Raw genomic sequence first — 12,379 nt, forward strand, 5'->3', positions numbered from 1 at the left:
AGGAACAACAGTGAGTACACTTCCCTCGTTCGCCCAGCCGCTTCGAATCGGCACACTCACCCTCCGAAACCGATTCGTCTCCGCACCGATGGAGCGCAACTATTGCGAGATCGACGGCACCATGACCGATCGCTACATCGCCTACCTCGAACGCCGAGCCGCAGGCGGAGCGGCCCTGATCTTCACCGAAGCCAGCTACGTCCGCGCCGACGGTAAGGGACGCATCCGACAGATGGGCGTCGACGTCGACGAACGGATCCCCGGAATCAGAAAGATGGCCGATGCGCTTCATGCCCACGGAGCACTTGTCGGCGTCGAACTCAACCACGGCGGCCGGACTGCCCAAGGAAGTGTCAGCGGATTCACCCCCGTCGCCCCGTCGCCCGTTCCCTGCGCGGTCGTCGGCGGCGAGATGCCCGAACAGCTCGAGGAGGACGATATCGAGCACATCATCGAATGCTTCGGTGAAGCTGCCCGTCGATGCCGTCAAGCAGGAGTCGATGTCATCTCCCTGCACGGGGGACACGGCTACCTGATCCACCAATTCCTCTCCCCCGCTTACAATCTCCGTGACGACAAATGGGCCGAGCCCACACTGTTCGTCAACCGCGTCATCGACGCCGTACGCGCAGCAGCTCCGGACGTGGCTCTCGGAATTCGGTTCTCTGCGTTCGAGGGGATCGACAACGGTCTCGACGCCGAGACCACCCGCGCCAGAATCGACGCCATCGACACCGACCGCCTGGACTTCCTCGACGTCTCGGCAGGAAACTACGAAGCTGGCCAATGGATCATCCAGCCCGGCGAGTGGAAGCGCGGACTTCTCGCGCCGTATGCGGAGCAATACACCCGTGACTTCGAGATCCCCGTCGGTGTCGCAGGACGAATCAGCAGCCCCGAGGCCGCCGACGCGGTGATCTCCTCCGGCCAAGCAGATTTCGTGAGCATGGCACGAACCCTGCACGCTGATCCTGACTTCCCGAACCGCGTCCTCGCCGGCGAGCGGTACCGCCCGTGCATAGCGTGCAACTACTGCATCGACTCCCTTGCCGCGGGGCCGATTCCGTGCTCGGTCAACCCATGGGTCGGCCGGGAGATCGACCAACCGAGCCTGCGTGTGTCCGACGCGTTCGCTGCAGCGGTCGTCGGCGGTGGCCCCGCCGGCATGGCGGTGGCGCGTGAACTCGCTCTCACAGGCCATCGAGTGGACCTGTTCGACGAGAGGCCTACTCTCGGAGGTGATTTCGCGCTCGCATCGAGCCTGCACGAGTACCCGGAGTACCGGCAGATCGTGCAGTGGTATCTCGACGAACTGGCCGATCTGAACGTCACCACCCACCTCGGCGAGACCGTCGAGGGGCGAGCGCTGGCCGAGGGGAACTTCGATACGATCGTCCTCGCCACCGGAGGGCGCGGACCTACGATCGACCTTCCGGGTTCACATACCCGCCGCGTGCGAGACGTCCGAGAGTTCCTACTCGCAGCGGAATCACCACCGCCCGCGATCACCATCTTCGGTGCCGACCGCGAAGCAGCAGCAGTCGCCGACGACCTGTTGCAACGCGGAACGCGTGTAGTGATGGTGGGGCCACAGCAGCAGATCGCCCATGACGTAGGGCGGCGCGGCAAGATCGTGCTCCTTCCTCGCCTCGCAGCGGCTGCCGGTCTGACCACGTACCTGTCGTCGATCGTCACCGCCGTCGACCATGGCCGAGTCGAGATCCGCACCGACGGACAGACCCGCTGGGTCGACGCACCCGGCGAGTTGCTCATATCCCACGGCATCGAGCCCCGTACGGATTTGCTGGACATCGCGAGATCCCTCGAGCCGCGTTTGGGAGTTCATACCGTCGGTGATGCAAGCGGCGACGGTGGTTCCATCCACGCTGCACTCGTCACTGCCGCCGACGTGGCTGCCCGCATCACCGTCGACGCGGCTGCAGTCTCGAAGGAACAGGTCGACGCATGACGCTGCCCCGCTCCCGGCCCACCATCGATATCCGCGAGGCCATCCCCGCCATCGGGCTGGGCACGTGGCCACTGACCGGTGGACCCGCCACCGATGCCGTCCTGACCGCAATCGAATCCGGATACCGGTCCATCGACACCGCAGCGGTGTACGAGAACGAGGAGGCAGTGGGAAGAGCATTGTCCGAGTGCATGGTTCCCCGAGGCGAGCTGTTCGTCTGCACCAAACTCCGCGGTACCGACCACGTCTCCGGTGATGTTCGCGGTGCGATCGAACGCAGTATCGACCGACTCGGCCTGGACTACCTGGATCTGTTCCTGATTCATTGGCCACTTCCCAAGCACAACAGGTACGTAGCGGCCTTCGAAGCACTGCTCGACTGCCGTGACGCCGGGCTCGTGCGATACGTGGGAGTATCCAACTTCACCGAGAAACATCTTCGGCGGACAACTGCTGCAACCGGAGAAGCACCGGCTGTCAACCAAATTCAGATGGATCCGACACTGGCACGCCGCCCGATCCGTCGGGTACACGACGAACTCGGCGTCGTGACCCAGTCGTGGAGCCCCTTGGGTCGCGGAGAGGTCGTCGCCTCCGATGTCGTCGCCGCCATCGCAACGCGCCTCGGGTGCACGCCTGCACAGGTCGCGCTGGCCTGGCACCTGCACAACGGGGTGGTTCCGATCGTGAGATCCGCGAACCCGGCCAGACAAGCAGAGAACCTGGCAGCACGCGGGATACAGCTCGCCGACGACGATATCGCCGCACTCGCTGATCTGGACCGGGGCGAATCGGCCGCACGAAATCCAGAGAAAGAGGAGCACTACTGATGGCACTGCGTATCGGCATCGTCGGATGCGGACGGATCGCGCGCAATCACGCCCGAGCCCTGCGGCTGATCGACAGCGTCGAGGTGGTCGGATGCTGCGACACCGATCTCGATCGCGCTCGAAAGTTTCCCGTCGACAACGGCATTGCTTTCGGAGTGCGCAGTGTCGAGGAGTTGATCGCACATGGGCTCGATGCGGTAACCGTCTGCACCCCGCATCCAGTACACGAGCAGGTCGTACTCACCGCAGCCGCTGCGGGTCTACATGTGTTGTGCGAGAAGCCGATAGCAGTGGACCTGGCCGCGGCCGACCGAATGATCGACGCGACCGACCGCGCGGGGGTCACCTTCGGCGTACTTTTCCAGCGACGATTCTGGCCAGCTTCCCAGCGAATCAGAGCTGCCATCGACGACGGACGACTCGGAGTTCCGATGCTCGGGGAAGCCTCGGTCGTTCTGCATCGGCCCTCGGCGTACTACTCGGCGGACGCATGGCGCGGCCGTTGGGACACCGACGGAGGAGGCGTACTCATGACCCAAGCGATCCACCAGATCGACATGCTGCAATGGTTCATGGGCGAGGCCGTGTCCGTCGCCGGTTTCATCCGCACCCACACTCACGGTGACCATATGGAGACCGAAGACTCCGCCTCCGCAGTCATCTCCTTCGCTTCCGGCGGGACGGCGACTGTCACTGCCACCACCGGTGCCAACCTCAACCTCGGCAACCGGGTGACCGTCGTCGGCAGTACCGGTGCCATAGCCAGCGTTCTCGAATTTCCGGAGGGCAGCGAAGGCGTGAACGAGCTGTGGACCGTTCCCGGTGAGGTATCGCTCGGCACCGTGTTCTCCGCGGATACCGATGCCAACCTCGATGTCGACGAGGTCAACGCTGGACTCGCCGACTTTCACACTCTTCAGGTTCAGGACTTCGCCGAGGCGATCCTCACCGGGAGTCGCCCAGCCGTGACCGGACGCGACGCCCGGGCCTCGCTCGCGATAGTGGCCGGAATCTACGAGTCCTCACGGACCGGCCGCGTCGTCGACCTCACTCCTACAACGACACTCGTCTCGGAAGGATCTTGACATGACACCCACCGACAATATCTACGACGTCGTCGTCATCGGGTCCGGTGCGGGTGGTCTGTCGACCGCAATCGCGGCCGCTCGAGGTGGTGCCTCGGTTCTCGTCGTCGAGAAAGCCGATGTCTGCGGAGGTGCCACCGCATGGTCCGGCGGATGGATGTGGACACCGCGCACCAGGTTCGCCCACGCCGCCGGGCTCCATGAAGACCGCGAAACCCCGCGCACCTACCTCGAACACAGACTCGGCGAGAACTTCGACGCCGCCAAAGTCGACGCCCTACTCGACGGTGCACCGGAAATGGTCGAATTCTTCGAGAAGAACACCGCGCTGCAGTTCGTCCCCGGTACACACGTCGCCGACATCCACGGCGACACCCCCGGAGCCGGCACCGGCAATCGCTCAGTGGCTCCGAAACCGGTCGACCTCCGCACGCTCGGACCCGACGTTGCAGTCCTCCTGCGGCGGCAACTCTACGAAACCTCCTTCCTCGGAATGGGAATCATGGCCGGACCCGATCTGCAGGGATTCCTGCACGGCACCAGATCGGTGTCGGCATTCGCGCATTGCGCCCGACGCGTCACCCGACACATGTTCGATCTCGCGACAAAGCGGCGAGGACAGCATCTCGTCAACGGCACAGCACTGGTCGGTCGCTTGCTCCGGTCCGCGCTCGACTCCGATGTCGATATCCGAGTTCGCACCGCAGCGACAGCTCTGATCACCGATGAGAGCGGCCGCGTCGTGGGCGTTCGTCTCACCGGGCCTGATGGTGCCTACAGCGTGCACGCACGCAGCGGTGTCGTCCTGGCGACCGGCGGATTCACCCATGATCTCGATCGTTGTCGAGAGTTGTTCCCGCGCAGCCCATCCGTCACCGAACATCGCACATTGACTCCGGAAACGACCACGGGAGAGGGGATCTCGCTCGGCGAATCGGTGGGTGGACGACTGGATACGTCACTCGCCTCGCCCGTCGCCTACTGCCCGGTTTCGATCATCAAGTATCGCAACGGAAAAGAAGGCGTATTCCCACACATCCTCGATCGCGGTAAACCTGGGGTGATCGGCGTCCTCGCCGACGGGCGACGATTCGTCAACGAGGCGCTGGGATACCACGATTACACCCTGGCGATGATGGACACGGTTCCCGATGGCGAGGAAGTCTGTTCGTGGCTGATCGCGGACCAGCAGTACATTCGCTACCTCCCTCTCGGAATGGCGAAGCCTTTTCCGATCCCCACCTTGCCGTACCTGCGGTCCGGCTACTTGCAGCGCGGAAAGACCGTGCGAGAACTTGCCGAGAAGATCGGAGTGGATCCCGACGGCCTCGACAAAACCGTTGCTGCGTTCAACGAGGGGGCACGAGACGGCGTCGATCTCGAGTTCGATAGGGGAACAACCGCATTCAATCGAGCATCCGGGGATGCGTCGAACCCGTGGCCGAATCCTTCACTGGCTCCCCTCGAGAAGGGACCGTTCTACGCAGTGAAGGTCATCCCGGGCAGCTTCGGCACGTTCGCGGGATTGATCACCGACGCATCGTCTCGGGTCCTCGATGCCGGCGACGAGCCGATTGCCGGTCTTTCCGCAGTGGGCGTCGATCAAGCCAGTGTGATGGGTGGGCACTACCCCTCCGGCGGAATCAACCTCGGACCCGCAATGACATTCGGCTACCTCACCGGCCGTCGCCTCGCCACACAGACAGGAACACCATCATGACGCCAGCTCTGGGGCTCGCCGCGCTCACTGTGCTCGACAGTGCACCACTCGAGCAAGTGGCGCTGGCCGAGAAGCACGGCTTCGACACCATCGGCGTCCGACTGCTGCCCGCTTCCCCAGGGACCACGGCCTATCCGCTGCACGAGAACCAAGCGGATCTCGACGAGCTGGCCCGACGCCTGGCGGACTCCTCGGTCACGGTCTTCGACCTCGAAATCGTCCGTCTGGGAGAGGATTTCCGGTCGTCCGAGTACGAACGCTTCGTGGCTGCCGGTGCACGTCTCGGAGCCAAAGCCGTATTGGTCGGCGGCGATGACCACGACCGCTCTCGGCTCACCGACTCCTACGCGCAATTCGCGGCGCTGTGCGCTGACTACTCGATGGTTGCCAGCCTCGAATTCATGCCCTGGACAGCGGTACCCGATGCCCGCGCTGCACTCGACGTCGTCTCGCAGGCCGACGGTCCCGGCCGGAGCATCCTCATCGACGCACTGCACGTGGACCGTTCGGCGACAACGCTGGCAGAACTGGCCGAGATCCCACGGGACTGGCTGCACTACGCACAGCTGTGCGATGGAAGTGTCCCAGCGCCGACCGAGACGGCCGAACTCATTCGTCACGCCCGCGAAGAGAGACTCGTCCCGGGCAGCGGCGGCATCGACCTCGATGGAATCTGGGCGACGCTACCTGGCGACCTCCCCGTGAGCATCGAGCTTCCCAACGAGCCACTGCGCCAGGAGGTCGGCACCGACGCCTGGCTCGATTCCCTCGTGTCGGCTGCACGGGAGTTGCTGGCACGCAAATGACCATCGCTGCGGAGCGAAGATCGACAACGACAGCACCCACCCACTGAACATCCACGCCGAACTCGCAAACACGACACCCCATCACCGAGCACCGGAAGGTCCAAGAAGGACGTCCGCACTGGGTTTCTGAACTATTTGCGAAGCAGCGTCGTCGACAGGCAAGATCTGCGGCCGGCCTGGTCGATCATCTACGTAGTCGGCGATTTCCGGTGCCAGGGCGGCATCCCGCGAAGCCGCAGAACAGGCGGGTGCGCGTGATGCTGTCCGGACGCGGTTCGGCATGCGGGTGTCGGATCACTCCGACCGGCGACGTGCCCCGAGAAACGCACTCGCAGCGCGCGCCGTCGATCGGCGATCTCGAGCAGCCTGTCCTGGGACTGTGGGCGCGACAACTCCATGATCGACTCACACAGCCACGGCTCGAAATACCGCAGCGCCTCATCCGCACGCACCGATCCCGACTCGTCGGTGAGCACCTGCAACTGGTTTTCGCGCAGCAGGTTCAGCAATTCGTTTTGGTCGATCGGCTCCGGCCCACCCGGTACCGACGGATCGGGATCGATATCGCTCCACCGCTGCAACTCCAGTTCGCAACGACGTGCGTTCGTCTCGATCACCGCAGCGACAGCGTCGGAACTCACACCGTCGGGCAATGCCGCAATCACTTGCGCCGCAGCCGCTTCGAAGCGAGCCCACCCCTGACGATCACCGGTTCGGTGCCACCACGTCATCGCGGCAGCGTGGTCCCACACCCGCACCAACTCCTGCTCCCGTTTGGGTAGAGACCGCATTGCCTCGCCGATCGCGAACCACCGATGCTGGCAATACCTGCGCGCTACATCTGCGGCATGCCGATCATCGGCGCTGCCGGTAATCTGCGCAGTACGCGCCAGCTTCTGATGATGCAGAAACGCTTTTCGTGCTCGGGACACCACCGCCGCGGTCTGCACTCGCGCAGTTCTACGCCTCCCGGGCAACCACGACTCCCAGAACTTCATCACATTCATCGTGTGTCGGACCTTTTCCGCTTCACGGCGGCCGCACCCACGACACAGAGACCGATCTCCCATCCGGTCATCGTTTTCGTGGGGCATCATCGGTATCCCCCTCGTCGAGATCTGCGTCGTCGAGATCCGCGTCGTCGAGATCTGCATCGTCGACGAAGACGAGCACACCGGTCTCGAGCGCGACCGCCCATCGCCGCGGTTGCGCCCAGTCTCGACCGAGGTCGTTCGAGGCCGACAACACATCGACGAAATCCTCGACGATGGTCCCGGCGCAGACCCCGCTCTCAGGTCGAACTACATCGACGACATCACCGATAGCGCGCGAATTATTTGTGTTACCTCCCGACACAGGCATATCGATATCTAAACACTTCGTCGCAAATTTCGCACGGGCGACGGTCCGATCCAGCAACTTTTCAGGCATCAACATCTTCACCCGTGCCCGCGGCTGACACCCGCTCACTTACGATACCTCGCACGGGAACGCAATCACGAAACCGGAACGGCTGAACAGCTCGAAGTACATCGAAAGCCGGCTTCGATCCAGTACTTACGGCAAATTGTGTCGAATCCCGATCCGGATGTCACCGTTGACCAGCACCGCCTCATCTACCGGGTTTTCCTACCTGACATGTTCGAGGCACCGTCACCCCTCGAACTGCGTCGGCAGACTGGTTAACCTTCAGCAAGCACGCAGGGGGCGGGTAACGTACGCCCCCGAATCGGCTCCTCCGTTTCGGATTCCCGACTCCGATCGGCGTCGGATTTCCGAAAGCGAGGAGCTGATCCAACGCGGGGCGCGAACGAAAGAACTCCGACCCCCGGGATCGGGATCGGAGCAGTGGAACCTCCTGACAGGATCGAACCGTTGACCTGCAGTACATAACCGGGTTCAGGAACCAGGCACCGTCGCCGAACGATCGGCGCTGATCGAGCCGGTGTCAGGTGACATAGCGGCATTTGGGACGATTCGGGCATGACGACGAACCGGCAGACGCCCTCCGACTATGGGGACAACGAGCAGAGTCGACCCAGCCTGGATCAGCGCCCCGGACTCGATGAAGTTCCCAGGGGACGGCCGCCGGCGACGGAATTGGCGGCGAACGTCGTTCGCGGCGGTCTGATCGGTCTGGCGGAAACGGTTCCCGGGGTCTCCGGCGGCACGGTCGCCCTGGTCACCGGCATCTACACCAGGGCCATCGCGTCGGCGAAGCATCTGACGGACATCCCCAAGGCCGTGGCGACGAGGTCCGACGTGCGCGCCGAGGTCCGTCAGGTCGATTGGTGGCTGCTCGTCACGGTCGGTGTCGGCATGCTGTTGATGGTGTTCTCGGTGGCGGGAATCATGGCGTCGTTCGTCACGGATCAGCCCGCCCACTCCAAGGCATTGTTCATGGGCATGATCGCGATGTCGGTGGCGATCCCGTTCATGGAGATCACGCGTGGCGCTTTCTGCACCACCCGGTCTCGACTGTCTGCCGTACTTCTGTTCGTCGTTCTCGCTGCCGGAGTCGTTGTTCTCACGTCGTTACCCGGGGTCGAGCCGTCGAGCCCGTCGTTGATTCTGGTGTTCTTCGCCGCGACGATCGCCATATGTGCGCTCGTGCTGCCAGGCGTGTCGGGGTCGTTCTTTCTCCTGGTCATCGGCCTGTATGCGCCGACGCTCACGGCCGTCGACGAGCGGAACCTGACGTACCTGGCCGTCTTCGCGTTGGGCGCTCTGGTGGGGTTGGTCAGCTTCGTTCGAGTGCTCGAGTGGTTGCTGGCGAACTACCACGATCTCGCGATGGTCGCCGCTGCCGGCCTGCTGTTGGGGTCGTTGCGCGCGCTGTGGCCGTGGCAGGGCGAGAACAGAGAGCTGCTGGCCGTCGGCAACGAATGGCCCGCTGCCTTGGGATTGTTCGCCGTCGGAGTTGCGATCGTGGCTGTGGTTGCCATCGCTCAGCGGCGACTGGCAATTACGCGTACGTCCTGACCGAAACGGCAGGCGTAGCCGGCCATCCACGCCCCTCGTCGGAATCCGCACCGCCTGCAGGCGCCGTGAATTCCCGCTAGGGGCGTATGTGCGCGCGAACCCTCCACACCGGCCCCCACAGACACAAAAACCCCGACCCCAGCAGCGGGATCGGAGCAGTGGAGCCTCCTAACGGGATTGAACCGTTGACCGCTCGCTTACAAGGCGAGTGCTCTACCGCTGAGCTAAGGAGGCAGTGAAGCGAGGCAATCATATCCGTTCATCGGACGCTCAGTGTCAACAGGTACCTTGTCGGTGGATCACCCCAGCAACGTGTAAAGACGGTCATGACTTTCCTGCAAGACCTGACGGCTTCGCTGAGCCGTCTCACCGGTGAGCGTCGGGCCACCATCGATACGCCGACCGCTGCACCGTCACCTCTTCGTCCGATCGATCTGACCGACGATGCGTCGGTTGCGGAGGTCTTGGACCTCGCGGTTCGCGTCGGCGAAGTACTACTGGCCTCGGGCACGGCGGCCATGGATACGGCGACCCAGGTGCAGTTCATCGCCGCGACGTACGGCCTCGCACGCTGCGATGTGGACGTCACGTACAACTCGATCACCCTCAGTGCGCACCGCGGCCCGACGCGTCCTCCGGCGTCGACGATGCGCATCGTGCATTACCGCTCGATGGACTTCACACGTCTGGCCGAGGTCGACCGTCTCATTCGTGCCGTGCGCGTCAAGATGGTTCCGCCGAGTGCAGCGCTCGAGCGGCTCGACGAGATCACCAAGGCTCCGCACCCGTACAACCGGTGGATCGCCACCCTCGCGTGGTCCGGCATGGCCGCGGCCATCAGTGTGCTGCTCGGCGGTGGCGCGCTGGTGGCTGTGGTCAGCTTCCTGACAACGATGGTGATCGACCGCATCGGACGCGTCCTCAACCGCGCGGGTCTGCCGTTCTTCTTCCAGCAGGTTGTCGGCGGCTTCGTGGCGGCGACACCGGCGATCACGCTCTACAACTTCCAGGACCAGCTGAACATCAGCATCTCGCCGTCTCAGATCATCGCGGCCGGGGTGATCGTGCTGCTCTCGGGCCTGTCCCTCGTCGGCTCGGTGCAGGACGCGATCACCGGGGCCCCGATCACCGCGGTATCGAGATTCTTCGAGGTACTGATGATGACCGGCGGCATCATCGCCGGCGTCGCGACATCTCTGCGGTTGGCCGCGCTGATCGGCAGCGATCTGCCGCAGATCAGCAACCTGGCGCCACCGGACATCCTGCAGGTCCCCACCAAGGTGATCGCCGGCGCAGCAGCGTCACTGTTCTATGCACTGGCCTGCTACGCCGAGCGTCGTGCCCTGACGGCTGCCTTCATGGGCGGCTTCGCGGGCTCGCTGGTGTACCTGCTCTCGCAGACGCTCAACGTGGGACCGATCATCGCCTCGGCCATCGCTGCCACCGTCGTCGGATTCGCGGGTGGTCTGCTGGCTCGTCGTGCGCTGATTCCGCCCTTGATCGTCGCCGTCGCGGGCATCACTCCTCTGCTCCCCGGCCTGGCGCTGTACCGCGGTCTGTACGCGATCCTCAACGACCAGCTGCTACTCGGCATCAGCTCGTTGTTCGCGGCGTTCGGCGTCGGCTGCGGCCTGGCTGCCGGAGTGACACTGGGCGAGTGGGGTGCCCGCACCTTGCGTCGACCACGCATCATCGCGCGCACCGAGGAACTACTGCGCCCGACGCTTCGCCGCACAGAAGAACCGCGCCGACCGACTGTTCGTCGGCGGCGCGGTACGAGCCCTTCGTAGAAGGCGGAACTCAGGCCTCTGTGCTGGGGGTTCCCTCAGCGGATGCGCGTGCAGCAGCGTCGGCCTCCATGGCCTCACGCAGGCTGCGCGGACGCATGTCGGTCCAGTTCTTCTCGACGTACTCCAAGCACGCGGCGCGGGTGTCTTCACCGAAGACGACACGCCATCCCTGGGGGACCTCGGAGAACGTCGGCCACAGCGAATGCTGGTCTTCGTCGTTGACCAGCACGAAGAAGCGTCCGTCTTCGTCATCGAACGGGTTGGTACTCATCTCGCCTCACTCGTCGCGAACGTTTGATTGGTAAGTCTGCACCGTGAGGTGCCACACGACCCTAGCAACGCAGGTCGGGCCTTGGTGGCGTCAGGCCTCGAGAAAGCCGAGCAGTTCCGCATTGACCGCCTCGGGACGCTCGAGATATCCGTAGTGCCCGGCGTCCGCTATCTCCACGTACCGGGCACCGGGAATGGCGTCGGCCAACTCCTTGCCCAAGTACGGCGGGATCATTCGATCGTCGGCGAACCCGACCGACAGGCACGGCACCGCCACGCCGCGGTAGGCCGCAGTTCGATCGAAATCGTCCTCCATGCCGAGCTGAGCGCGCACTCCGGCGGACGGCGAGGAGGCAGAGAACTCGAACAGGTCCAGCCAGTCGCGTGCCCCGCGCGCGTCACGCAACGTTGCAGGCGACAGGTTCATCACCGCAGTCACCGCAGCCGAGTAGGTGCCGGGAAGCTCGACGCGCTTGTCGTACAGCGCTCGTTCGCCGTGGGCGAGAGTCTTCTGGAACTCGTCGACGCGGGCGTGGCCGGCGAGGAACACTGCTTTACGCACGAGGTCGGGTCTGCTCAGCGCAAGCTCCTGCGCGACGCGTGAGCCCATCGACGTTCCGACGACGTAGGCCTTCTCGTCGCCGTTGCGGACGAGCTCGATCAGGCCGGCGGTGTCGGCGACCATGTCTTCCATGGTGATGCCGTGCGTGCTCTCCGACGACGGAGCGATGCCGCGATTGTCGAACGTGCACACCCGGTAACCCGCTGCTGTGAGAGCGGGCACCTGATGCAGCTCCCACACGCGACCGGGGCTGCCGGTGCCCATGATCAGAACTACCAGGTCTCCACTGCCCTTGACCTGGTAGTTCACGTCGATGCCGTTGATCTTGGCGATAGGCATACGTCTCCTCACTCCTGATGCGTTCG

General features: G+C 64.0%; 11 protein-coding genes and 1 tRNA gene. 7 read left to right on the plus strand and 5 right to left on the minus strand.

Annotation, left to right across the window (positions count from 1 at the left end):
- Positions 1 to 10: 10 nt before the first annotated feature.
- From CH295_RS05210 to CH295_RS05230, 5 genes are read left to right on the plus strand one after another with little or no spacing between them, the layout of a single operon-like run.
- Positions 11 to 1,969, plus strand: coding sequence for an oxidoreductase (locus tag CH295_RS05210; protein WP_094632865.1), 1,959 nt, complete (start codon positions 11 to 13; stop codon positions 1,967 to 1,969).
- Entirely contained in the window at positions 1,966 to 2,799 is an 834-nt protein-coding gene (locus CH295_RS05215; RefSeq protein WP_094632864.1) for an aldo/keto reductase, read from the plus strand. Before CH295_RS05210 ends, CH295_RS05215 begins: the two co-directional genes overlap by 4 nt.
- Positions 2,799 to 3,884, plus strand: coding sequence for a Gfo/Idh/MocA family protein (locus CH295_RS05220; protein WP_094632863.1), 1,086 nt, complete (start codon positions 2,799 to 2,801; stop codon positions 3,882 to 3,884). Before CH295_RS05215 ends, CH295_RS05220 begins: the two co-directional genes overlap by 1 nt.
- A 1-nt stretch (position 3,885) precedes the next feature.
- A complete protein-coding gene (locus tag CH295_RS05225; RefSeq protein WP_094632862.1) occupies positions 3,886 to 5,604 on the plus strand; it encodes an FAD-dependent oxidoreductase in 1,719 nt (572 codons plus the stop codon).
- Positions 5,601 to 6,410: a sugar phosphate isomerase/epimerase family protein gene (locus CH295_RS05230; protein WP_094632861.1), complete on the plus strand. Its 810-nt coding sequence runs from the start codon at positions 5,601 to 5,603 to the stop codon at positions 6,408 to 6,410. The genes CH295_RS05225 and CH295_RS05230 overlap by 4 nt, the downstream gene beginning before the upstream one ends.
- 188 nt (positions 6,411 to 6,598) lie before the next feature.
- Here the strand turns inward: CH295_RS05230 and CH295_RS05235 are convergent, their stop codons facing one another.
- Together CH295_RS05235 and CH295_RS27690 are read right to left on the minus strand one after the other, a co-directional pair.
- Positions 6,599 to 7,417: a hypothetical protein gene (locus CH295_RS05235; protein ID WP_141216956.1), complete on the minus strand. Its 819-nt coding sequence runs from the start codon at positions 7,415 to 7,417 to the stop codon at positions 6,599 to 6,601.
- A 67-nt stretch (positions 7,418 to 7,484) separates the two neighbouring features.
- Positions 7,485 to 7,658 carry a hypothetical protein gene (locus tag CH295_RS27690; protein ID WP_170945750.1) on the minus strand — a complete coding sequence of 58 codons (174 nt, stop codon included), beginning with the start codon at positions 7,656 to 7,658 and terminating at the stop codon, positions 7,485 to 7,487.
- Between the two features lie 735 nt (positions 7,659 to 8,393).
- Between CH295_RS27690 and CH295_RS05245 the strand changes: the two genes are divergently transcribed.
- Positions 8,394 to 9,392 (plus strand): DUF368 domain-containing protein, encoded by a 999-nt coding sequence (locus tag CH295_RS05245; RefSeq protein ID WP_094739972.1) that lies wholly within the window; start codon positions 8,394 to 8,396, stop codon positions 9,390 to 9,392.
- A 159-nt stretch (positions 9,393 to 9,551) separates the two neighbouring features.
- Here the strand turns inward: CH295_RS05245 and CH295_RS05250 are convergent.
- Positions 9,552 to 9,626 (minus strand) — tRNA-Thr (locus CH295_RS05250).
- A 92-nt stretch (positions 9,627 to 9,718) separates the two neighbouring features.
- Between CH295_RS05250 and CH295_RS05255 the strand changes: the two genes are divergently transcribed.
- Positions 9,719 to 11,182 carry a threonine/serine exporter family protein gene (locus tag CH295_RS05255; protein WP_037194100.1) on the plus strand — a complete coding sequence of 488 codons (1,464 nt, stop codon included), beginning with the start codon at positions 9,719 to 9,721 and terminating at the stop codon, positions 11,180 to 11,182.
- Positions 11,183 to 11,192: 10 nt separating this feature from the next.
- On the opposite strand, the gene CH295_RS05260 is transcribed toward CH295_RS05255, so the two are convergent.
- A complete protein-coding gene (locus CH295_RS05260) occupies positions 11,193 to 11,453 on the minus strand; it encodes an MbtH family protein (RefSeq protein WP_008710007.1) in 261 nt (86 codons plus the stop codon).
- A 90-nt stretch (positions 11,454 to 11,543) separates the two neighbouring features.
- Complete coding sequence (locus CH295_RS05265; protein ID WP_037194098.1) at positions 11,544 to 12,353, minus strand: alpha/beta fold hydrolase; 810 nt, start codon at positions 12,351 to 12,353, stop codon at positions 11,544 to 11,546.
- Positions 12,354 to 12,379 lie beyond the last annotated feature (26 nt).

Source organism: Rhodococcus sp. 14-2483-1-2 (assembly GCF_002259405.1).
Taxonomy (GTDB): domain Bacteria; phylum Actinomycetota; class Actinomycetes; order Mycobacteriales; family Mycobacteriaceae; genus Rhodococcoides.

Bases quoted from the DNA above. Each gene is read 5' to 3' on its own strand.
- CH295_RS05215 (WP_094632864.1), top strand. From the start codon at position 1,966: ATGACGCTGCCCCGCTCCCGGCCCACCATCGATATCCGCGAGGCCATC.
- CH295_RS05220 (WP_094632863.1), top strand. From the start codon at position 2,799: ATGGCACTGCGTATCGGCATCGTCGGATGCGGACGGATCGCGCGCAAT.
- CH295_RS05225 (WP_094632862.1), top strand. From the start codon at position 3,886: ATGACACCCACCGACAATATCTACGACGTCGTCGTCATCGGGTCCGGT.
- CH295_RS05230 (WP_094632861.1), top strand. From the start codon at position 5,601: ATGACGCCAGCTCTGGGGCTCGCCGCGCTCACTGTGCTCGACAGTGCA.
- CH295_RS05235 (WP_141216956.1), bottom strand. From the start codon at position 7,417: ATGAATGTGATGAAGTTCTGGGAGTCGTGGTTGCCCGGGAGGCGTAGA.
- CH295_RS05245 (WP_094739972.1), top strand. From the start codon at position 8,394: ATGACGACGAACCGGCAGACGCCCTCCGACTATGGGGACAACGAGCAG.
- CH295_RS05255 (WP_037194100.1), top strand. From the start codon at position 9,719: ATGACTTTCCTGCAAGACCTGACGGCTTCGCTGAGCCGTCTCACCGGT.
- CH295_RS05260 (WP_008710007.1), bottom strand. From the start codon at position 11,453: ATGAGTACCAACCCGTTCGATGACGAAGACGGACGCTTCTTCGTGCTG.
- CH295_RS05265 (WP_037194098.1), bottom strand. From the start codon at position 12,353: ATGCCTATCGCCAAGATCAACGGCATCGACGTGAACTACCAGGTCAAG.